The sequence below is a fragment of the Microbulbifer maximicatervae (SeqCode) genome, from assembly GCF_052467695.1.
Map to the genome: position 1 here is coordinate 3,680,474 of NZ_CP174320.1, position 22,286 is coordinate 3,702,759.

The 22,286-nt window shown below is 43.1% G+C and carries 16 protein-coding genes; 8 read left to right on the forward strand and 8 right to left on the reverse strand.

Going from position 1 to position 22,286, the window contains the following annotated elements:
* The first annotated feature begins 95 nt into the window (after positions 1-95).
* From ACJJI8_RS16230 to ACJJI8_RS16240, 3 genes are all read left to right on the forward strand, one after another.
* Positions 96-452: a VOC family protein gene (locus ACJJI8_RS16230; protein ID WP_444933008.1), complete on the forward strand. Its 357-nt coding sequence runs from the start codon at positions 96-98 to the stop codon at positions 450-452.
* A 151-nt stretch (positions 453-603) separates the two neighbouring features.
* Positions 604-1,146 (forward strand): hypothetical protein, encoded by a 543-nt coding sequence (locus ACJJI8_RS16235; RefSeq protein ID WP_444933009.1) that lies wholly within the window; start codon positions 604-606, stop codon positions 1,144-1,146.
* A 392-nt stretch (positions 1,147-1,538) separates the two neighbouring features.
* Positions 1,539-1,724 carry a hypothetical protein gene (locus tag ACJJI8_RS16240; RefSeq protein ID WP_444933010.1) on the forward strand — a complete coding sequence of 62 codons (186 nt, stop codon included), beginning with the start codon at positions 1,539-1,541 and terminating at the stop codon, positions 1,722-1,724.
* Positions 1,725-1,790: 66 nt separating this feature from the next.
* Here the strand turns inward: ACJJI8_RS16240 and ACJJI8_RS16245 are convergent, their stop codons facing one another.
* The 5 genes from ACJJI8_RS16245 to ACJJI8_RS16265 all read right to left on the reverse strand — a co-directional run bounded on the left by ACJJI8_RS16245 (position 1,791) and on the right by ACJJI8_RS16265 (position 7,778).
* The gene (locus tag ACJJI8_RS16245; protein WP_444932638.1) at positions 1,791-2,825 is read right to left on the reverse strand and encodes an IS481 family transposase; all 1,035 of its coding nucleotides are present in this window, start codon (positions 2,823-2,825) and stop codon (positions 1,791-1,793) included.
* Positions 2,826-3,201: 376 nt separating this feature from the next.
* A complete protein-coding gene (locus ACJJI8_RS16250; protein WP_444933011.1) occupies positions 3,202-5,445 on the reverse strand; it encodes a xanthine dehydrogenase family protein molybdopterin-binding subunit in 2,244 nt (747 codons plus the stop codon).
* 2 nt (positions 5,446-5,447) lie between these two features.
* Positions 5,448-5,906, reverse strand: a complete 459-nt coding sequence (locus tag ACJJI8_RS16255) for a (2Fe-2S)-binding protein (protein ID WP_444933012.1) — start codon at positions 5,904-5,906, stop codon at positions 5,448-5,450.
* 157 nt (positions 5,907-6,063) lie between these two features.
* Positions 6,064-6,750: a nucleotidyltransferase family protein gene (locus ACJJI8_RS16260; protein ID WP_444933013.1), complete on the reverse strand. Its 687-nt coding sequence runs from the start codon at positions 6,748-6,750 to the stop codon at positions 6,064-6,066.
* Entirely contained in the window at positions 6,747-7,778 is a 1,032-nt protein-coding gene (locus ACJJI8_RS16265; protein ID WP_444933014.1) for an XdhC family protein, read from the reverse strand. Before ACJJI8_RS16265 ends, ACJJI8_RS16260 begins: the two co-directional genes overlap by 4 nt.
* A gap of 870 nt (positions 7,779-8,648) precedes the next feature.
* Here ACJJI8_RS16265 and ACJJI8_RS16270 point away from each other — a divergent pair.
* Entirely contained in the window at positions 8,649-10,976 is a 2,328-nt protein-coding gene (locus ACJJI8_RS16270; RefSeq protein WP_444933015.1) for an N-acyl-D-amino-acid deacylase family protein, read from the forward strand.
* Between the two features lie 375 nt (positions 10,977-11,351).
* Here the strand turns inward: ACJJI8_RS16270 and ACJJI8_RS16275 are convergent, their stop codons facing one another.
* Together ACJJI8_RS16275 and ACJJI8_RS16280 are read right to left on the reverse strand one after the other, a co-directional pair.
* Complete coding sequence (locus tag ACJJI8_RS16275; protein ID WP_413665550.1) at positions 11,352-12,404, reverse strand: DMT family transporter; 1,053 nt, start codon at positions 12,402-12,404, stop codon at positions 11,352-11,354.
* Positions 12,405-12,833: 429 nt separating this feature from the next.
* Positions 12,834-13,328: a DoxX family protein gene (locus tag ACJJI8_RS16280; RefSeq protein ID WP_444933016.1), complete on the reverse strand. Its 495-nt coding sequence runs from the start codon at positions 13,326-13,328 to the stop codon at positions 12,834-12,836.
* 2,847 nt (positions 13,329-16,175) lie between these two features.
* Between ACJJI8_RS16280 and ACJJI8_RS16285 the strand changes: the two genes are divergently transcribed.
* Positions 16,176-17,438 carry a M12 family metallo-peptidase gene (locus ACJJI8_RS16285; RefSeq protein ID WP_444933017.1) on the forward strand — a complete coding sequence of 421 codons (1,263 nt, stop codon included), beginning with the start codon at positions 16,176-16,178 and terminating at the stop codon, positions 17,436-17,438.
* 1,059 nt (positions 17,439-18,497) lie between these two features.
* Here ACJJI8_RS16285 and ACJJI8_RS16290 read toward each other — a convergent pair.
* Positions 18,498-19,325, reverse strand: coding sequence for a DUF2306 domain-containing protein (locus ACJJI8_RS16290; protein WP_444933018.1), 828 nt, complete (start codon positions 19,323-19,325; stop codon positions 18,498-18,500).
* 188 nt (positions 19,326-19,513) lie between these two features.
* Here ACJJI8_RS16290 and ACJJI8_RS16295 point away from each other — a divergent pair, with 188 nt between their 5' ends.
* Genes ACJJI8_RS16295 through ACJJI8_RS16305 form a run of 3 tightly spaced genes read left to right on the forward strand, consistent with a single transcriptional unit; the run spans position 19,514 to position 21,895 of the window.
* Complete coding sequence (locus ACJJI8_RS16295; protein WP_444933019.1) at positions 19,514-20,797, forward strand: sensor histidine kinase; 1,284 nt, start codon at positions 19,514-19,516, stop codon at positions 20,795-20,797.
* Positions 20,785-21,459, forward strand: coding sequence for a response regulator (locus ACJJI8_RS16300; protein ID WP_444933020.1), 675 nt, complete (start codon positions 20,785-20,787; stop codon positions 21,457-21,459). The genes ACJJI8_RS16295 and ACJJI8_RS16300 overlap by 13 nt, the downstream gene beginning before the upstream one ends.
* The gene (locus ACJJI8_RS16305) at positions 21,446-21,895 is read left to right on the forward strand and encodes a hypothetical protein (protein ID WP_444933021.1); all 450 of its coding nucleotides are present in this window, start codon (positions 21,446-21,448) and stop codon (positions 21,893-21,895) included. Before ACJJI8_RS16300 ends, ACJJI8_RS16305 begins: the two co-directional genes overlap by 14 nt.
* The last annotated feature ends 391 nt before the right edge of the window (positions 21,896-22,286 follow it).

Consider the following 22,286-nt stretch of genomic DNA (forward strand, 5'->3'; position numbering starts at 1 on the left):
CTTGACTTGTTAACAATTTTTTGTGCTTGGGTAACATTTGTTTGTGCAGTTTAGGTTAAAATGCTTGGAAGTCTTACAAAAAATGGTGGTAGAACATGAGTGAAATATCAAAGTTCGGAGTCATAATATATGTAAGAGATATACAGGGTCTCTCCGAGTTCCATCTAAAAATGTTTGATTTTCACGTACTACATAAAACAGATAAGTTAATCAATATAGGTAAAGACGGATTTAATATTGTTGTACATGTCCCGCCCATAGAGCTCCCTGAGCGAAATTTCAACACAATTAAACTATTTGTCATGGTGGAGTGTCTTGAAGATGCAAAGAATAAGGCTGAGACACTTGGGGGCAGGGCTATGGAAGGTGAGTGGTCAAATCCAATTTTCAAGGTTTGTAACGTAGCTGATCCTGAGGGGAATCACATTCAGCTTAGGCAAGTTAAATCTTAGTAATAGAGTCAGTTTTATCTATATTGGTAAAGCATGACCTTCAGTGATGCTGCTTGGTGGCGAGTATATGTTTCTTTACAGTTTTGTATTTTAAAGTTTGATTTCCAAAGTAACTCTTCAATGTGGTGCGTAATAGTGATTTGGAGGATAGGTGGATTTAATATTAAAAGATTTAATTTCTTTATCATGTAAGGCTCTGCAGGAGGATCAGTATCTTCAGGAGTCACTTTCCAATAATTCTTGCTACTCGTGTGACCAAGCTGGGATTCTGAAAATAAACAATGAGAGATATTATCAGTTCATCATTGCCAGGTACCTTTTTAGATACTTCGCCAGAAGGATTCAGGTCGAGTATGACTTAATTGATCTTGTTGTTTTCCGGGAAGATGTGCCATCAGAAATAGAAGTGGTGGTGAAAATGAAGAGGTGGATGAGCTCAACAGGTAGTCCTGAAATACCTAAAATTAGAAGTGACTTTGATAAATTAAGCAAGTGTAGTCCGGCAAAAGGACTGGCTCTAATAATGTCTTCTAATCCAAAGGGCGTATCAATTAAAGATAATATACAGTATCTTTCTGATGAGCTAGATAGAAATTTAGATTCGGACCTATGGGTATATGAGTCGTTCGATACAATAGGTATAAATGGTGAAGAAAATGTATTTTGGGTGGCCGGTTATAACCCTGCTTATTGATAAGAGTCAGTTGTAAAAAGACATGATTGTTTTCTGTAATTTACTATTTGAGTAATTCTTCTAGCTTAAAATCGTTTATTGTGTATATAGGCTTTTTTTATTTAGATGGTTTTTATTTGGTGGTCATCAATCATTCGTATAGTTAAGTCGAATTTAGATGATTCGGAACCAGTTGGTTGGAGATTAATATGATCTATCCTGCTTGTTGGTTGTAAGCTAGTCATAACTCTCAATAGAGGTAGTCTTCAATCAGGTGGGCGAGAAAATAATTTTCAAACTTGTTGGCAGAGTATAGGTTGGCTCTACTTACCTTTAGTGGTTGAAGCACATTTAATGCAATAAGCTACTATGATTGGATGCTAATTACTTGAGCGAGAAAAGGAGAAGTTGGTATGGACGCTGCTTCCGTTAAATTCCCAACGCATTCTGAGCTTCAGAAAGTGCTTAAAGATATTGTGAGCGAAAAAATGGTGGATTTAACTTTAGGGCACCTCTATAAATTCAGAGATAAATTTACGAATTATTGGACTGCTATTTTATGGTTGATTTTTAGCTGCAAAACTGAATTTATTGAATAAATTGTAGTAGTTCAGACTTGATCTGACAGTTACCGGTTTTTCAGGAGGTGCTCTGTCAGGTCAAATTCAGTTTACGAGCTTTTCCTTCCAGATGCTTTTTCCATCTTCAAGAGTGGCTAACGGTGTTCGACCGCAACACTTCTTACCCTGATGGGTTCTCTCATTATTGTAATATGTGAGCCACTCGTCCAGATCCTTTTGTAACTCTTCTATTGATCCATAGATCTTGCGGCGTAATGAAGGTTGGTAGAACTCTTGTAGAATAGTTTTATGGAAGCGCTCACAGATCCCGTTAGTTTGTGGGTGTCTGGCTTTTGTCTTGGTGTGTTCTATTTCGTTCACACTTAGATATAACTGGTAGTCGTGCTGTTCCAATTTGCCACAATACTCTGTACCGCGATCAGTTAGGATACGCAGCACCGGTAGATCATGTAAGGCATAAAACGGTAGTACACGGTCATTCAGGAGGTCTGCCGCAGTGATTGGCGTTTTGGTGGTGTACAGCTTGCAATGAGCCACCTTCGCATAGGTATCGATATAGGTTTGTTGGTAGACACGTCCGACGCCCTTAAAGGTTCCTACATAGAAGGTATCCTGCGAGCCCAGATAACCAGGGTGTTGAGTATCAATTTCACCACAGGCTTCATCATCATGCCGTTTTCTCTCCAAAGCCTGAACCTGTGACTCCGTGAGGATCAGTCCCTCCTCAGCGACCTTGGCCTCAAGTGCCTTTAATCGCAATTTGAAGTTAGCTAGGTCATGCCGTAACCAGATACTCCGAACGCCACTAGGGGACACAAATACACCGCGTTTACGCAGTTCATTGGAAACTCGAACCTGCCCATGGGCAGGCTCTTGGAGGGCATAAGTTAACACTGCCTCTTCAATGACTGTGTCAACACGGTTCTTGTGGTTGGGTACACGCCGGTTCTTCTCAAGAAGGGCGTCCACGCCACCACTTGAAACGGCTTCCTTGTACCGATAGAAAGTGTCTCTCGATACACCCAGCATCTTACATGCTTTGGAGATATTTCCGAGTTCTTCTGCCAGATTTAGCAATCCGGTCTTGTGTTTGATGATGCGATCATTAGTATGGATCATGGGGTTTATCCTTGGTTTTGCTTTTAGGTTTAGGCACCTTCATCAAAACCGGTAAACCCCTCTTTTTCAAGAGGATGTGTCAGATTTGGTCTGAACTAATACATATGAGACTTCAGTGTGAGGAAGTCGAAAAAGTGAAAATTTTTAACCCTGTATCCCGTTGCTATGTAGCAATCCATGCTTTTATTAAGAAACTTTTTAGCGATTTAATTTTTAAGTTGTATATCGAGACAAGTTTGATGAGTCAATAATGGAATTGCATTATATTCAGTCAGTTCTGTGGGTCTTTGTCTACGCTGTTTTCTTTTATATATCCCCCTTTACGAAGAGCGAGTAGGGGGATATAAAGCTCTACTTTTGCGATTGTGATTATAACTTAAACATTAAGTTTTTTGTTTACTGGCAGATTGCGAATTCTGGTTCCTGTTGCTGCAAATATCGCGTTGGTCAATGCAGGGGCTACGGGTGGCACACCAGGCTCACCAACGCCTGCTGGAGCAGAATTGGCACTCACTACCGTTACCGAAATATCAGGGCACTGCCCCATACGAAGTACAGGGTAATCATGGAAGTTGGACTGCTTAACCTTCCCATCTTCAAAGGCTAACTCTCCCATCATCGCCAAGCTTAAGCCAAAAATCACCGCGCCTTCGGTTTGTGAGACAACTCTATCAGGGTTAACAACAAGTCCAGCATCAATAGCTGCAATTGCTTGCAGTACCTTAAGGTTTGTGTTTTTCACCTCCACCAGAATCGCTATAGCTACATAGCTATTAAAGCTTCGATGAGCGGCAAAGCCCCAGCCTTGATTTGACTGGTTAGGTGCAAATTCAGCCATATTCCTTTCAACAATATCAATTACCTGATGGTAGCGACCAACATCGACTGGGTGGCGTGATAGATCTTCTCCGTAGTTTCCGTATTTGAACTGTTGACCGGAAAAGTCGATATGCCTAGGTTGGCCCAACATTTCTTTCCACATCTTTGGGCATGATACTTTGGCATTGTGTGCCAGTTCATCCACGAAACTACCAATACCAAAGGCGTGCTGAATATTACTCACTGAGCGCATCCAGCCGATACGGGTATGCGCCAATGCTTTAACCGCTTCACAACGATGACTTGGCACAGTAAATGGAATGTCGACGAAGCCAAGGTCCAGCTCTCCAGCTGAGGGGTACTCCACGTTCTCGGCAAAGGTAGTGCTAATAGATGGAAAGGCGGTACGTTGTAGTATTGCCGTTGGCATTTGATCGCTATCAAGTTTTGCTTGATAAAATTGGGCACTAATTGCGTGCATGTAGCCGTTTTGGATATCGTCCTCGCGGCTCCAGCTAACTTTAACCGGCCGTCCAAGCTTTTTAGACAATAGTGCCGCTTCCACACTAAAGTCAGGCTTTGACTTCCTTCCAAAGCCGCCCCCTAATAGCGTGACATTAACTTTCACTTGTTCGTCATTGAGCCCGAGGTTTGCTGCTACATTTTGCTGCGTACTTTGCGGTGTTTGTGTTGATGCCCAGATTTCACAGCCATTTGGTGTAACTGAAGCTACAGCAGCAGGAGCTTCCATCGGTGCGTGGGCCAAATAGGGCACTGTGTATATGGCTTGCTGGGTTGAGTCCTCCGGCCAATCGGTGTTTTCAACTCCTTGTTGGCGAACTAATTTACCAGGCTCCTTGACCCCCTGAATTAACGACTCCATGAAACTTGTGCTGCTGTGGCTATCATTCTTACTGGCAGTCCAAGTTATTTCTAATGCTTTACGCCCTTGCAAGGCACTCCAGGTGTTAGTAGCAATAACTGCTACACCACCTAAAACTTGAAACTTAGGTGGTCCTTCGGGCACAGGTAATTGAATCACATCCAAAACCCCGGGAACCTTGCGAGCCAGGGTATCATCTAAACTTTCTACATCACTACCGAGAACCGGGGGCCTGCTTATACTGGCATACAGCATGCCATCTATTTGAATGTCGTAGCCATATCTAGCTCTTCCGGATAGCATATTATCCATGTCGACAATCTTGTGAGATTTGCCGATATGTTTAAAGTCCTTGTTTTCCTTCAGTTTCACGCGGTTCAATTCTGGTATGGGAAGTTTCGCAGCAGCAACTGCTAGCTCTCCATAACTAGAGCTTCTGCCCGACTTTACGTGCACGACTTTATGATTCCTGGCTTCCACTTCTCCGACAGGCACTTGCCATGAGTCTGCTGCAGCTTGTTCCAGCATGGTCCGAGCTATTGCCCCCATTTGTCGCATTTTGTCATAATGCTTACGAATACTGCGTGACCCATCGGTATTCTGGCTTCCATAGCGCTTATCGGCTAACCCTTGAATCACAACGACATGTTGCCAATCAGCCTCAAGCTCATCAGCGAGTATCTGAGGTATCCCGGTTCTAATACCTTGGCCCATCTCTGAACGATGACAGGTAAGATAGACTTTATTGTCTTCGCCAACAGCAACAAACAGGTTTAACCTCGGCTCCTTTCCTTGTGCTATGGCCATCGGACTCCAGCTCATTCCACTTGCACCTAAAGCTAAGCCCCCGCCAGTTGCTCCAAATAGTTTAAGTACATCCCGGCGGCTGAAATTTTTTACGGCTGTAAAGCTACTCATTATTAAGTTCTCTTTTTAGCGGTGTCTTGAATAGCAGCTCGAATTCGTGTGTAGGTACCACAACGGCAAATATTTCCAGCCATGGCAGAGTTAATCTCTTCATCACTTGGTGATGGGTTTTGGGTCAATAGCGCGGCAGCAGTCATAAGCTGGCCAGACTGACAATAGCCACATTGTGGAACGTTATTGTCGCTCCATGCTTGCTTCAATTTAGCAAATTGCAGCCCCTCGATGGTAGTTACTTTCTTGCCTTTGGCTTGCGAAACCGTCGTTAAACATGCTCGCGTCGGCGTTCCGTCCAAGTGGATTGTGCAGGCTCCACACAATCCAGCACCGCAACCATATTTAGTGCCTGTTAATCCAAGTAAATCTCTGATTGCCCACAAAAGTGGCATCTCAGGTGCAACATCTAGTGCGTAACTTTCGTCGTTGATGGTTAAGGTTAACTTCTTATTAGACATTACCCGCTCCTTGATAATCCCGCTAGTAATTGCGTATCGGTGGCGAAATCGCCTCTTTCCGTTAACTGGCTCTGACTTAGAAATCTGTGTATCGCACAGCTAGTTTTACGGAAGTAATTAATTATATTGATACTCTCACTAAAAACTGAAAATAAGCCTAACTGAGATTCTCCACAATCATTTTTTGCCATTTTTCTATATCAGCTCTACGATCTATATCTATGGCGACACCCTCGATCTCAACAATTGATAAAGCATCAAGATTAGATTTCTTTTTCAATAAGTGCTTTGCGCCCGTATCGCCTGTGAGAGATGCGAGATCAGTAAAATCTGAGGAGTTAAATACTGCAGGTACGCCAAAACTATTTTGATATTGGGCGCAGCAAGTTTGCCCATATGACTGCCACACAGTAATTAATTTTTGATAATCATCCAAAGTTACGCCTATGTGATCAGCCAAGGCAATTAGCAAACCATCTACCTTAAGGGCCTCGGCTTCGATAACTGCTTCTTTAATAGAGCTTGCAATACCACTTTGCCAGTTAGTGTTAAATCGTCGGTTCACATCGGAAGACAACAAATTAGCCAGCTTCTCTTGATGCGCTCCCAGAACTACCAATAACTCTACTTTTAGCCCGGTTGATGTTTTTGTGTTTAGGCTGGTTAGTTTATCAAGCGTTTGCAACAGCAGAGGCTGACTCTTAATCTTCCCATTTGAGTCAATCACATCTACTGTTGCTTGTAATTTTATACCATTAAATCTACGACTTTCTCCGGCAGCAAGCAATGCTACCAGTATCCGTTTTGAAGGTTGTCTAGCTGTCTCCCGGATAAATTTATTCACGTTGCGACCTTGTCTAGGGGTAACAATCTAGCTTGATGCAATACTCCGTGACATTGAGCCAGGATGCTCAAAGCAATGGACTCAGGTAGCTCACCACCTAATGCTAAACCTGCCGGTGCGGAAAAGACACCATAGAAATCACTTACTTTTATCCCCGCTCTATCAAGAACTTTATCACGTCTATGTGGAGGGCCGAGCAGCGCAACATAGTGTAGCTTCGTCAGGCTTACGGCTTGTAACGCCTTCGCATCCAAGTCCAAGTTGTGGTGCATCACAATCGCCGCATCAAACTGATTCAGCAGCGATGTAGTCAGCTGTGAATAGGGTTTCTTTAGAATACTTGCACCAGGGAAATCGTAATGACGGGCAAAACTTGCGCGTTCATCAATCACCGTAATGTGCCAGCCTAGTTCTTGAGCAATTTTGACTACTGGCTGAGCATCTAACCCGCCACCAAAAACAGCAATATGGAAGCGGGGTAGGCAGGGAATAATTAATCTCGGATGCAGAGCATCTGCTTTTCCATTTTGTAGTGATAGGGTAGCTTTGGTAGTGCTATCAATCTGGTAGCCCATTGCTTCTGGCGCAATAACTCTCGCAACAAGATCTCTTGAATTGGTATTTTGAATAGGTAACTCCAGTTCGTAGAAAGCGGAGTTTCCCGAGTTCAAATATTCTAAAAGGCAATGCAACTGAAGATATTGGTTTCTATGCGTTAGGGGAAATAAAATTAGTTCTACAATGCCGCCACAGCCTAATTGATAGCTAGCATCCGACTCATCACTGGCATCGTAAATCACTTTAATCGAAGTATCATACTGAATAGCGCGTTGAGCGTATCGTTTTAAATCAGCCTCTAAGCAACCACCACTGACTAGGCCAATACTCTTACCTAGTGGGTGAAACAACATCATCGCTCCCGCCTTACGATAAGCTGAGCCCTGAACTTTGGTGATTACGGCTAGTACCCAATCATCCTCAGGCGATGCCTGCCATTCACTTAATAGGGCTTCAATATGGTGCGACATAACTCTGTGCTCGAATACATGAAAAATGACCTACAAACCTACTTGGAACCCAGTAAACTGTAAAACACCACAATTTAGCGATACTCCAAGAATGTGAATAAAATGCAAGGTCGTTCCCAGAAAAAGCGGCAGCTGTGCTGTTAAGTGCGATAGTCGGAAATTGATGCGTGCTTTCGTCTAATAATGGGCTGCTTCTATAAGGGTAGAATCTGAGGCGAGGCAGTGGAGTTTTGTCCTAAATGGCTCTTATTAGATTATTTTCTATTTTGGCCGCCTCTGAAACAGTGGTACCAGCTCACTAGCTTGTTCTGAGTCGAATCAGTAACCTATTTCCTAGTGATCCTTTGGGTAAGGAAAGGCTTAGTGCGTAGAGGTTCTTGTAATTGATCTTTGGTAGAAGAGTAAAGCAAGGCAAAAGGGTAATAGATGTAGAATGGAAAATTAGATATTAAGCTGCTAGTGCTGGGAAGCCATTGGTTACATCAATATTTATAAGGTTAACTAAACGTTAGTATTGCAATGCCAGGAAAATTTCGAGATCCGTATGAAATTCTATCGATAGCCGGTCTTGTTTAAGCGATAAGTAGTGTTTGATTCAAAGATTGTAACAGATAAGGTTAGAGTACGGTGAATTTTAAGTCCGTTTAGTTGTGTTTTGTGGTGTGCCATATAAAGATAAATTGATAAGGATGATTATGAATGCTAAGTCGATTCTCAATTTTCTCATCGCAGGTATCATATTATTTGGTGTTTCAATTTTTGCTGAGAATAGCGGTATTCTAAAGCATGGAGTATTAAAGGTGTGGAATTATCTATTTCGCCGTATCATGAAATTCTTGGTTTGAGTTATGTAGTTAATGGGGAGTAATTGTGAAATTTACACAGAGTTTATTAGTTAAGTATTGCCTTATTCTATTGTTCCTTTTCTACAGTGCGGTAACTCTGGCACAGAACAATAAAATAGATTATTTGGACATTTTGATTCTTGATGGAAAAGTTATCGATGGTTCAGGTAATCCATGGATAAAGCAAGATGTAGGAGTGGTCGATGACAAGATAGTCTTTGTAGGGAACGCTGATAGTCTTAGGAGTAAGGCTAAATTAACCATTAATGCTGAGGGGTTATATGTTACTCCTGGGTTTATTGACATGCATAGCCATGCAGATCTCAATGACCCGCAGGGTAAAAAAATGTTACCCCAGATCTTTCAGGGCGTGACCTCGGTAATTATTGGTGTAGATGGCTTTGGGAAAAATGATGTTCTAGAGCAATATAAAGTCGCTGAGGAGGGAGGCGAAAGGCTCAGTGATACCGGCGTCAATATAGGAACTTACGTGGGTTTCAATCAGGCTCGCTTGAACGTTATGGGGATGAATGATAGACCTGCCAGCAATGAAGAGCGTTCAAAAATGACGCAGTATCTTGAAAGTGGTATGCAGCAAGGTGCTTTTGGGGTCTCAACGGGTCTTTTTTACCGACCGGCTTCTTATGCCTCAACAAAAGAAGTGATTGAATCCCTGTCATTCTTAAATAAGTATAAAGCTATTTATGATACCCATGATAGGGATTTGGGGGCAGTTCTAAACGGTATAGGATACGATGCTTCTGTTGCTGAAGCTATCAAAATTGGTTCAGCAATAGATGCAAGAATTATCTTTAGCCATTTTACTCCACAGGGTAAGCATAACGACGGACGAGCTAACGTAGGGATAGATTTGATCAATAATGCCAGGGCGGATGGTGCTCAGGTATTTGCTGCACAACATCCATATACTGCAACGCAGAGTTCATTGCTGGCTTATACTATTCCAGACTGGGCCTTAGCTGGAGGAATGACATCTTTACTTGAACGGTTACAAAGTAAAAATCTCCTAAATCGTTTACATTCAGAACATAGGCAGATGCTTGACATTCGTGGTGGTCCGGAAAAATTATTATTTACTGATAATAATAAAGACCTCAATGGCAAAACGTTAGCACAAGTATCCGAGGAATTAAATCTAACAACTTTAGATACTGTACTTCATATTGCTAAGGAGCAAAGAGATGCTTCTGTGATGAATCTTGAATTATATGATATGGACAATATTCGCTTATTAGCAACACAGGAATGGATGATGACGAGCTCGGATGGAGGCTCACACGCTGTGCCAGGCCAGCGTGCACATCCTAGGACATTTGGAGCGTTTGCTAAGAAGATAAGGCAGTTTGTTGTTGATGAATCTCTGATTTCTTTACCATTCTTGATTAGGGGGGTGACAGCATTGCCTGCGAGTTTCTTAGGCATTCAGGATCGGGGGCGATTGGCTCCTGGATATTATGCCGATATTGCTATCTTTGATTTGGATCAGGTCAATGATCGAGCAACCTACGAAGATCCGCAGCAGCTCGCAGAAGGGTTTATTCATGTATTAGTTAATGGCGAGTTGGCCTTGTACCACGGTGAGATAAAGAGTACAGATTTAGGACAGGTTTTACTTAGGCACCAGCCGCTAGTGAATGAAATGCCAACTGCACTACAAGTTAAAGAAAATCTCTTAGGTGCTTTTGGAGGGAAGGATTCATTACATAAGATTGAATCTTTAACGTCTACAATAGAGTTATCTTCAGAAAGCAATCCGTCGCGCACAAAAATTCAATATTTAAATTTTTTAAATGAATCCATCGCTGAATATTCAGGTCGTGAAAATGTAATTCACTTTGGAGTAGAAGGTCAATACGAACTATATCAAGGTGGCAATTCAATTGACCCTGAGTCAGCTGCCTATATTAGCTTAAATAAGAAGGATAATTTACTTCAGGGATTATGGCTTAATTTCCTTTATTTTCTACGTGACCCATCGATGGAAGTGCAGGGTCCATTTGATGTGCCTGAGCACAGAAGTGAAATCTGGTGGAAGCTCGTCTCAGGGGGAAGGATTACCCCTTTACTTGGTATAGACCCTGATACTGGGTATATAAGAAAGGTGCTTTATAAAAATGGTGTTTATGTTGAGGAGTTTGATTATAGAAGGATTGAGCCAGGCGTCGTTTGGCCACATCAATTTAAAGTAATAAATAATGGTAAAGTTAGCCTGAGCGGTCGATACAGCACTTTAAAGGTTAACTCAGGTTCAGGGTTTGTGGAATTACCATCTTGGTTCCCTGAGAATAAGTTTACTAGGAAAACACAGTGCTACTCGCCTATGAATAGATAGTTGGCTACGGTTGGCCCGAGGGTGAGCCTTGCTTGTATTAATTCGGATTTTGATTGGCAGTGTGTTTTCCACAACAGTGGTAATTGGAAGGTCAGGATTGAATTGGTATATGTGAGTGTTTGTCGTCTTAAATTATAGTTTGGGCTTTTGCCTTATAGTCAGGATTGGCTAATTTAGAAGTCCAACCTCAGGTAAGTCAGCCTCCTTGTATGAGAAATTATTCACCAATATTTATTAGCTATAGCTCCATGCGAACAGAGATTTCTCTCAATATAGGCGATAGCTTTGAGCTTTCGCAAAGTCCACTACCTAGCCATGCAAAGCCTAAATCGTCACCTATGTCTCCACTTTAGTATCTGTTTCATCTACTAAGCTCTATACCCCTTTAAAAGAGCATGGTTTTTCATACTTCATTTCGATGGCTTTTTGCTCGCGATATTGGCCGAGTAATGAGATACCTATTCCGGACATAATAATGATACCCCCAATGATTTGAGCGAAGTTGGGAACCTCTTGCAGGATAAGAAATGCGAAGAAAGTACCGGCTACGGGGGTAATGGCTGTCGCGATAGAGATATCAGCAGAGCTCGCCCCTCCTTGGAGTCCTTTAAACCAGGTGATCTGCCCAAAGACAATAATGATTGCTCCGTATACAAGCATCCATACCCAGAGGAAAGGAGAGAAAAGGTCGTCAAAGTGGTGGGGGCCAAATACAGAGAGGACAATAATCGAAAACAGTATCACCCCTGCAAGCATACGAAAAACTGAGAACACGCCAATAGGGACGCGATCCAGCAGTTTCCGGCTTGCCTGAACCGCAATGACCCCTAAGAGTGTGGCTAAAGCGGTTAAAATTTCTCCAGCTTTGGGGAGGTCTTGAAGAAATTGGTTCATGGCTGGATTTCCAAGATTAAGCATTTTCATACTCATTGGATCGTCCATCGGGGGTTGGTGTAGGGCAAAAATTGCAATAACACCAACCGTTACCACAAGGGCGCCCACTATTGAGAACACGGTAGGCCTCTCCCGGAACATCAGATAAGCGAACAAAAGCCCCAAGGGAGCATCTAGAGTTGCAATTAAAACGACATTGGTCACTTCTGTGAGCATCAGAGCAATAAAGAAGAAGGCGGGGGCAAGAACTCCAGACATCAAAATAAGCACGAACATGTAAAACCAGTCTTTGAAAGGATACTGCTTTAAGATGCTGAGGCGCCAATCTTTTCTATAGATAATTAAAAGGGTGATACCCGCCAAGAGATTTCCAGCGAACAAGAGGTTGCAAAAAGAGATAGGGTTGTTTCCATTAATGGGGTGGCTGGCACCTAACTCCCCAATTTTCGCAACGACCGCGTTGGAGGCAGCAAAAATAAGAATCGAAATCCATAACCAAAATCGAGTACTTTTTACGGAGGGCTGATTTTCCATCTCATATCCCTTGAGCGCTATGGTAAGCCTTAATGAGTTTACCTCACCCAAAGCAAATTGCGCCTTTACTATCTGGTTGTTAAGGGGAGCTAACTCTGATCTGGGTTAGTTTAGACCAAATCCAATAGTTGTCGGGAAAAGAGAATTTTATTGTATATAACGATATTGGAGTTTTTTATCTAGAATGCAGACGTTGGTAGGTATTATCTTTGTTTTAGCAACTTACTGGATAGAGTGTGTCTATGCAATTCATCCTGAGTATATGGAAGTAAGATCTTTACCTACTTTACTAACATTGAAGTTCTATAAGTTTACCGTATGGTGAATTAGATTGCGCATTTACTGCTCTATTGGCATGTTACTATTAGGTATAAATATAGTGATAATACCTCAACGCAATGAATCTTTTCTTAGGCTGTCATTCCATTTTTACTTGATCCTGTTAATGCCTAATTTACTTGCGATTAAATTGTCTAAACTGAATTTTCCAGGGCCTGTAATTATTAGCCATATGAATAAAATAATATATAAAACTTGAGGTAAATAAAGAAACCAGCTCATCCAATCTAATGGTCCAATATCTTTAGGGATGACACTTTCTATTTCAACGGTAGTAATGGCAACAATCATTACAATAGACAGGACGACGATGACAGGTGTTGACAGTAGGCCTACCATTAAAAGTAACCCTCCGAAGAACTCCACAGAAGCTAAAAAAAATGCCATAAATTCATGAAAGGGAACTCCTATTTCATTCATTAAGTTTATAAGGTCTGCATGCCTCTCAGGGATAAATAGCTTGTTGTATCCTGATACTGAAAAAAATAATCCCAGTGATACTCGCGTAATTAAAATAGGTAACCACTCCCATCCGGGATTGCCGACAAGTATTTTTTTAATTAGAGGAGAGGATTTTGTAAGCATCTTTACGCTCCAGTAGGGTGTTTTTGCCAATATCTATTTCGAATAGATTATACCCATGATCTGTGTGTTGCTCCCGATATTAGGTTGTATATATTTCTATATTGCATATAAGCAGAGTGTAAGTGAACATCTAAATCAATTATTATTACGGTACGCATTATCGATAGTAGTGGTTATAATCGACGTTTCTTCATTAAGTAGAAAAAATGCTGGAGGTGACACTTTGCTTGAGTATAACTTATGCATTCCTCTCTCCAGATAAACCATTTGAATTTATGCTCATATTGGTGCATAAGGGCGAGCAAAATATTTAAACAAAAAAAATTTGATACCATAATAACTAAAACATCATAGCTTACTTATACACCATCGTAGGTGAATCCACATTTGATTGTAGCAATTATACATATTGCTATTTCGCGACAATTTGGCTGACTCCCCATCCATGCTTAATAGAAATGGTGAGGCGACTTTATATACCTGAACCGTATCCGCTGTATGGTAACGGTAAATACAGCGCGCAAGACTCTAAAATAATACTTAAGTATTGTAGAAGTGAGCTTGAAGTCTTCTGATTAAGCTAAGTTTATTATAATTAGTTGATTTACATGTTAAATGCTGAGCTTTCTATGTCATGAAGAGAGGGGGCTTTATGATGTGCTAGCCACTATCATATAATTTTATGTTTCTCTCTGGACACCTTATGATAAAAGTGAAGTCGATATCATTAAAAGTTCTACCTATAAAAGCTTATCAGATGTTTTTTCTTTTGCACTGCGGAATTATTCTAGTGGTTTAGGTAGAAAGAGCTTTCTGTTTGTTTGATTTATTAGGTTTTCGATTCATGATGCTGTAAAAACCTATCTTACAATCATTAAAAACTAAGATTGACTGACGGGGCGTAGAGTTGTGCTTATGCATTTCATGGGGCTAATCGAAATAAGCAGGAAATAATATGATGATCAATTAGCTTCTCAGGATTGGCGATATGGGACTTTACTTGTGGATTTTACAAAAGAGTTTTCGCACCAAGAATTAAGATGATATATAGGGGGAGGTGCAAGAGCTGACATTTTCAAGTTTAGAAACATATAGCTGAAATGTACATCAGTGCCACTGACTCAAAGGCAGTGAAAACTTTGATTCCTAAGGGCATCAGGCCGCCTACAGTCCTTCCATTATCTACTTTTTGTCCCAATCAATACGTACTTTGCTCTACGTACTACAGTGGATGATTGACTTGTGGGCGCGCATGTCTAATTAAATTTTATTACTGAGATTGAGGTGGTCACACAGATACTGGGGCTCGCTCTGTTTAGTTGAGCGATGAAGAATTTTCGTTCTTGACTGTAAAGTTGGAGGTAGGTGAGAGGCTTGGTGAAACCTGAATGCAGCAGCATAAGGAAAGGATGTACTAGACACGTGGATGCTGGGTATTATTTACTTGGGTACTGGATTGTCGTAGTACAATAACCGAAAAAATTTCGCCATCTCAATCAAATTATCTATAGCAGCCAGAAGTTGAATAAGGCAATCATCAAGGCTGATTGCTTCAGTAGTACAGTTTCAAGCTTTAGGTGTTCGAAGTGGAAAGGTTGCGTCACACTTGTTTTGTCTAGTAATTTCGATGATAGATATTATGTATAGTTCACCCGTTGAGTGATTTTTCCTGAATTCAGGGGTAAATCTTTACCAAAAAAATATCTATAGCTTGCCTAAGAGTGGATATAGGGACTATTAACTTGGAGGCTTTGGAGAGGCATCCGGACATATCCTTCATTCAAGAATGTTTTAGGTTGGCGCATTTTATGTTCAGACACTTTTGAGTTTCTTCAGGAAAGTCTTTCATTCGTAGAACACTTCATTGCGAGAGTGTTATTTTTGTGGTTGGTGTATTGAAATATTGGCTAGAACTCTGGGTAGCCTGACGCCACTGAAGTGAAGTCCCTTCTGAAGAGGCATGAAATTGTTTTTCTTGCTGTTTGCCGGATATGTTGAGTGATTTATAGGAATATTTTGTTACGTAGATAAGTCGTTATTGACTGACTGAGCTGTGCATTCAGTTTAAATACGGGGATATTCATTTATATTATGTTATACAAGTTATTTTATTTCGCTTTTGCCCGCACTATAGCTAGAAGGATAATATTTATGCTTACTAAGAGGGATGCGTAGCCAAAGCTATGAGTGAAGCCTGTGCAGACACCTCTTGCCAAAATGAAGTTGAACTAACCACTTGGCTTGATAGTACTTTAGTGCAGTTTGGTGAAGGATGTAGAATGGTTCCGCTTTAAGCTCTTGCATGAATAGCAACTGCTTTATGCCTTATCGAAGTGGGGTAACTCTACTTAGAGCGCCGTCTATAAGTCAGGGCAGGATTTATCGGAAGATGAAGATAGATACTAAACCTAATATTAATACTTCATTAATAGGTTTGACTAAAGAGATTAGAGATGTATATTTGAAGCGTCAAATAATATCTATTGATACAAGAACAGGGAATGTATGTGCTACAAAGAGAGTGAAATCTTTAACAAAGAAAGAAAATCGAATAATGTGTAATGATTCAATATCTGAACCCAGGTACAAGTTCAGTTAACAACGTTTCTTTATTGCGGGTTAGTTTATGTCATAAGTTTTATGAGGTCGATAAACCTGAATAATGTTCGATCAAGGTCGATATAATTTTCGCTGCTATGGTGAAAATACATCTTTTAAGGGCGTTCTTCTAGGAGGATAGTTTCGCAGCAAGGGAAGGTGCTAGGTGTTAAGGCCTAATCCTTTATTCGATTTTTGTGTGCGCTTTTAAGTGTTCTAAGGTAATAATTAATCTTGAAATGAGAATGTATGATGAAAAATATAAAATGGATTTTTTGGGTGTTTTTAATGCTAGGTGCCCAGGCTTTTTCGGAGCAGGATGTTTACGAATTGTTTATTGAGCGTGGAGATGATAGTCAAATTACCTCTAGGGCAGCCTCTCGTGCTGACAACAAAACCGTAAAGCGAACAAAATATAATCCACTTGTAAGGAAGGTAAATGCCGGTTCAAAAATTAAATTAAATATTGATGATAAAACGCTTCTCTTTGATGTAAAAAGTGTTAATAGAAAATCTGATAATAGATTGTCATTTTCTGGGTTTACCGGTAATAGAAGTGACTTTCTAAATGTCGCTGAAAATGATGGGCGTGTCGTTGGGTCACTCTCCTATGCTGGCAAGTTATATAAGATTCGGCCAGATAAGAATGGGGACAGCATAATATCTGAAGTGGATCAAAGTGCGCTTATTGACCATGATGAAAATTATTATGCCAATAGTAGTTATAATTTTACTGACATGGATGGTAGTATAAGTAACGATAGTGTACACCTTGATAGTAGCTCTGAATTTACCGTTATAGTTGCCTACACAGAGGGTTTTTTAAATGAGGCGGTTGATGTTGATGCCTATATGGATCTTCTTGAGCAAGAAACCAACACCGCATATATAAATAGTAGTATTGATACTCGTGTCAAGATTATTCATGCATACCAAACAAGTTATTCGCAAAGCGGTAGTTTTTCTACTGATCGTGAATATTTTTCTAATACAAGCAATCCAGAAACGCAGGAACTGTTGAGCCTAAGAGATAGTTTTAATGCAGATGTTATGATGGTTCTTACTGGCAATGATGGTTATAGTTATTGTGGTATTGCCAGGGAAATTGGTGCCAGTGAAGATACCGCTCTAGCTCTGGCTAAGGAAAGTTGTGCAGCAGGTTATTATAGTTTTGGTCATGAGTTAGGCCATCTATTTGGGGCTAGACATATTATTGACAATGACCCAAGTACGACTCCTTTTGTATATGGTCATGGCTATTGTAATACAAGGTCCAACACATGGCATACAGTTATGGCTTATAATTGTCCTTCGGATACAGGAGGGCTGAGAATTCAGCAATGGTCTAACCCTAATATTAGTATTAATGGAGAACCGACTGGAACGGTGGATCTTGAGTTTAATGCAAGAGTCATAAATGAACGAGCGCAGGAAGTGGCCAACTACAGGCAGTCGTCAACTGAAGAGAATTTATCGTGGCTGATACCTGTTATCAATTTAGTTCTGTTGTAGTCCATTGATATGGATCAGTGCTGGAGGAGAAATTATTTTAACTGTTCCATTGTCCTTGGTATATTGTGACAGTGACGAAGAATTTGAAATATCTGGTGATAGATTAGTCATTGTAAAAACTCTAAATGGGACTGTTTAGTATGAGGTGATTCAATGCTGGAATTACCGAAAAGTGAACAAACACTTATCGAGCAAAGTATTGAATCATCGTATTAGAGGGCATTAGATTATTGGATAAATATTGCTAAGTTAATGTGAAGGAAGTGGGATGTTAGGTCACAAAGATTTTTTATGAGTATGCCGGGTTAATAGTTAGTGAGCAGAAATTCTCAGTAATAGATTCGCCTCTTTATTGTAATTTTTTATTAGTATTTACGGTGTTGTAAGGCTATAGGAAACTTAAAGGTTCTTATGATTCCTTATGATTCCTGAGGTGTGATAGGTTATAAATTGTCAACGGTGACTCTAATTGAATTTTGATTTAGTGGTAGACTGTTGTTTGTGTCGAAGCACAACATGAAAAGTAGGGTGATTTTCTTTGTTGCCTATTATGAAGCTTTCTTACCTCGAAAATTGGCACTGAAATGCTTTGCTAGTCTGGAAGACCGGCCGTCAACTCTTTTTCCTGTGGATCTAAACTTAACGCCTTTGATAGCCTGCTATATACTTCTCTTCAGTGTTCGCAGAAATTTCTTCACTACGCACGAGGCAGTTTAGAGCGTCGATTCCTATCTTTACTCGACTGCGACCATCTCTGGTATTGTGATTGAGATACTTATTCAAGTTTATAGTTTTTGTCGGTTCGGTACTTTTTGTTAGCCTGTTTACTTCCTGTCGATATTTGGCTTGTGGGTGGATATTCCATGGTGGGAAGTTAGAGGCTGCTTGAGCCTTCAGTTCCGGGCATCTTGTTTGACTTTTTTCTGGGGTCAATAGTATTGGTGATTTGTATATTTATTTGAGGAGTGGCCATAATTACTTCAGCAGCGGAATTTCCAAGTCGTGAACCTCTAAAGCCAAATCAGCACAAGAAGTTCACGATAACCAGCCCAAGTAGCCTTAGATCCGTGGCAACCACATTCCCATCGTAGCGGCAAAAATACCAATGGCCATAAACACAGTCAGGGGTATCAGGGCACTGACAAAAGCAATCTGGGTACCCTGTGCGGTTCCACGCTTTTGACAGTGAAAATACCATTCCAGCATTGCCAGCGGGAGCAGGTATTGACCGAAGCCCAGTGCATACAGGAATGGCCCGGTAAAAGATTCCCAGTCGACCCCCCAGCCGCCGGTGAGCATTGCCCAGCCCATCAAGGCCACGCGGAAGAACCACACCGCACTGGCAGCCATAAATAGGCGCAGGGCCCAGCGACGGTGCTCAGCAAAGCGCCTGGCCATCGCGGTACGCACCGCCAGAAAGGCAAACACCAAAATTAGTATGCCGTCCATGGTGATACTGATCTGCGATACCAGATTACCAATAGTGTGCCGCGTCCAGGTCATGTAGAGCCCCGCAATACTGGCTATGACAGCGGTCAGCAGATAGCTGCGTCCCAGCCAGCGGTGGAAGTTAGGGGCATGGCGCCGCACCGAAGGGATTAGCTGAAGTGGACCACCGCCAATGACAATCGCAGCCAATAGCACGTGGCTCACCGAAGCCAGGTTGCCTAATATATCTCCCTCGCGGAAGCCTGCCGGTAGGTGCAGCCCTTTCAAGCCATGCACTCCTGATTCGGCAATGGGTGGGTAGAAGACGGCCAGGATATAGGCGAAGAAGATCGCATGGCCGATAGCCGCGATGCAGAACCAGGTTTTTACCGACAGGTTAACTGCCCGCCGGGTATCGAATGGTCGCGGTAGTGTTTGGCTGAGTACAGCGTCGTTCATGGGGTTCTCCAGGCGATTATGGTCCGTATTGGGTCTTAATGTGCTTGCCGGACATGTTCTGCTTTTTCAGACCTACGCACATCGGCCGCAGGCAGGAATCGAACTCCTCCAAAAGGTGGAGAGTTTGCCGTATCCATCTCCCCCGAAAGTCCCATGACAGCTGGTTGCCCCTGGTTTAGCATGCGGAAATGAAATCTTCGTCCCTAAGTACGCCTGCGCCGAATCCGCCCAATACCAGCACGGAACTGCCCAAGCTCCCTATGTGGCGGCCCTTACGTGGGCCGTTTGAGCGATGGCCGCACCTGACCGACTTGTTTATTGCGTTGCTTATGTTCTTGCTGACGCTTTTGATGTGGTCGCGCAACGGCTCCCCCGAAGTACTATCCATGCAGAGCCTGTGGGATGTTGTTGCTTTCCAGTGTGCATTCGTTGGCTCCTTCGCTCTGTTGTGGCGTCGCACTCACCCTTGGCAGGTACAGGCCGTTATTCTCGGCGCAACAATATTGCTGGAGCTGGGTTTGCCGGCAGATGGCATCGTGGCTATGGCGATTTCGCTGTATAGCCTCGGTCGTTACGAGGCCAATACCCGGGCTAGCTTTTTTGGCGTTATCGCGACGCTGGTTTTTGTGGCGCTTGACCAGGGTATTCCGGTTCAGCCAACTGCAGCAGGCACAGTAACGGTGATGCTGGTATGGGCGCTGTGGTATATCGGCCGCCGGCTGCGCTTTCGCGGCGAATATCTGCGCTTGTTGGAAGAGAGAGCCAAGTATTTGGAGCGTGAACGCAATGCCGAATCCGAGCGTGCAGTCGCGGCTGAGCGCACTCGAATCGCCCGTGAAATGCATGATGTGGTAGCGCACCAAGTGAGTCTTATGACTGTGCAGGCCGGTGCCGCCAGGGCTATCAGCCGCAATAACCCGCAAGCTGCCAATGAGGCTATGGCTTCTGTAGAGGCGGCTGGCCGTCAGGCCATGGCAGAAATGCGTCATTTACTCGGTGTACTGCGACCGACTAATAACGACACTGCGCTCACTCCGCAACCAGAACTCGGCGATTTGCCAGATCTGATTGAAAAGGTCCGACAGGTGTTAACCCAGGTTGACTACGAGGCCAACGGCGCACTGGAGAAAGTGCCAACCAGTGTCGCGCTCGCCGCCTATCGCATTGTTCAGGAATCCCTCACAAACGCTATCAAGCACGTCGGTGCCGCAGTGCGGGTGCAAGTGAGTGTGCGCGCAGACCACGGCACTCTCACAATTCGAGTGCGCGATGATGGAAATACTCACGGCGAGCGGCCCATGAGGGAAATAGCTATTGATGGGCAGCCAGGCGGTGGGCACGGCATCGCGGGAATGCGCGAGCGTGCGGAACTGCTCGGTGGCTATCTGTATGCGGGGGTAGTCGGTGGTGGCGGTTTTGAGGTATATGCACAACTACCTACAGGAATGGTGAAAACAAAATGTTGCGAGTGATGGTAGTGGATGACCAGGCTTTGGTGCGACGCGGTTTTGCCCTGATTCTGGATAACCAGCCCGATATCGAGGTGGTCGCCGAGGCCGGTACCGGTGTCGAGGCAATTGAAGCCGCGCGAGTGTACCAGCCGGATATCATCCTAATGGATATCCGTATGCCGGAGATGGACGGGCTGGAATCCACAGCGCGCATCCTGGAAGCTAGTGATGCAACTTGCCGTGTCATTATTTTGACCACGTTCGATCCTGATGAATATGTGTTTCGTGCGCTGCGGGCTGGCGCCAGTGGCTTTGTGCTCAAGGATATTCCCCCAGAGGCGCTGGTACAGGCAGTGCGCACCGTAGCAGAGGGCGGTGCCATGCTCGCACCGGGCATCACCCAACGCTTGATCAGCCAGTTCGCACAGAAACTGGGAACTGGGCGCAACCTGGCAAAGCGGCTGGAGCGCCTGACCACCCGGGAGCGTGAAGTACTGGAAGCCATCGCCGCAGGCAAGAGTAATGCAGAGATTGCCGAGACCCTGTTTATTGGCCCAGCTACCGTGAAAACCCACGTTTCCAGTTTGCTGTCAAAATTAGAGCTGCGCGATCGTGCGCAGGCAGTCGTATTCGCTTACGAATGTGGCCTGGCCACCGTGGGGGAGCGCGATGTCGGCTTCTAGATCAAAGCCCGCTTTGCAACGCAATGCACTTTATCGCCTTGCCGCCTGTGGCACTGTGGTTCTGGGGCTGTTTCTCTTCCTTGGAGCCCAGGGCCACTTTGTTGCCATCTGGCCTTTGGTAACCAGCGATGGGACTGGTTTAGCCCGTCGTTTGTTGTTGATGTTACCCGGAGTGATGCTCGCCGGAACGGCGGTGTTGAACCTCCTGCTCTGTAAGCCACTCTGGCAAGAACGTCGCTATGCCCCCAACGTTTCTCTCGCGGTAAATTTGCTTACTACAAGCTATTTGTTCTACCTAATGATACGCGGGGTTCCCAATCACCCTATTGGTATATTTCTCGCATTGGAGATGTCTTTTGTATTATTGCTCCTAGTAACAAGAGCTGGACTGGTATGGCCTGTGTCAGCAGAACCGCCGGTTGAGATGGACATGTAGTAATACACGATCTTGGGAGCCATGCACTAGGTTGAGGGCACAAGCGATACATGCGTACACACCAGAAATACCAACGTACTCCAAGAATTCAACGTAGCTGGTCACCAATAAGAAATACCCTATCATTAATCTAATCTTTAGATAACTTGCCAATTTCCACTCTTTTATCGAAGAAGTGTCTTATTTGCCTATTGGTATTTTCGTTTAATACGTATTCTGATGAGTGACACTGCCTGACCAAAAAAATCTTGCGGTCTATTTTTTGTGTGATTGACTGGTGGCCCATGAGTTTATCGCCAGTGCGAAGATTATGATCTCACATACTGCCTGATAAGACTTCAACGAGTTACTTCCTTTTGTTGTTGCTAAGTCCGTCAGTTGTTGTGGGAAT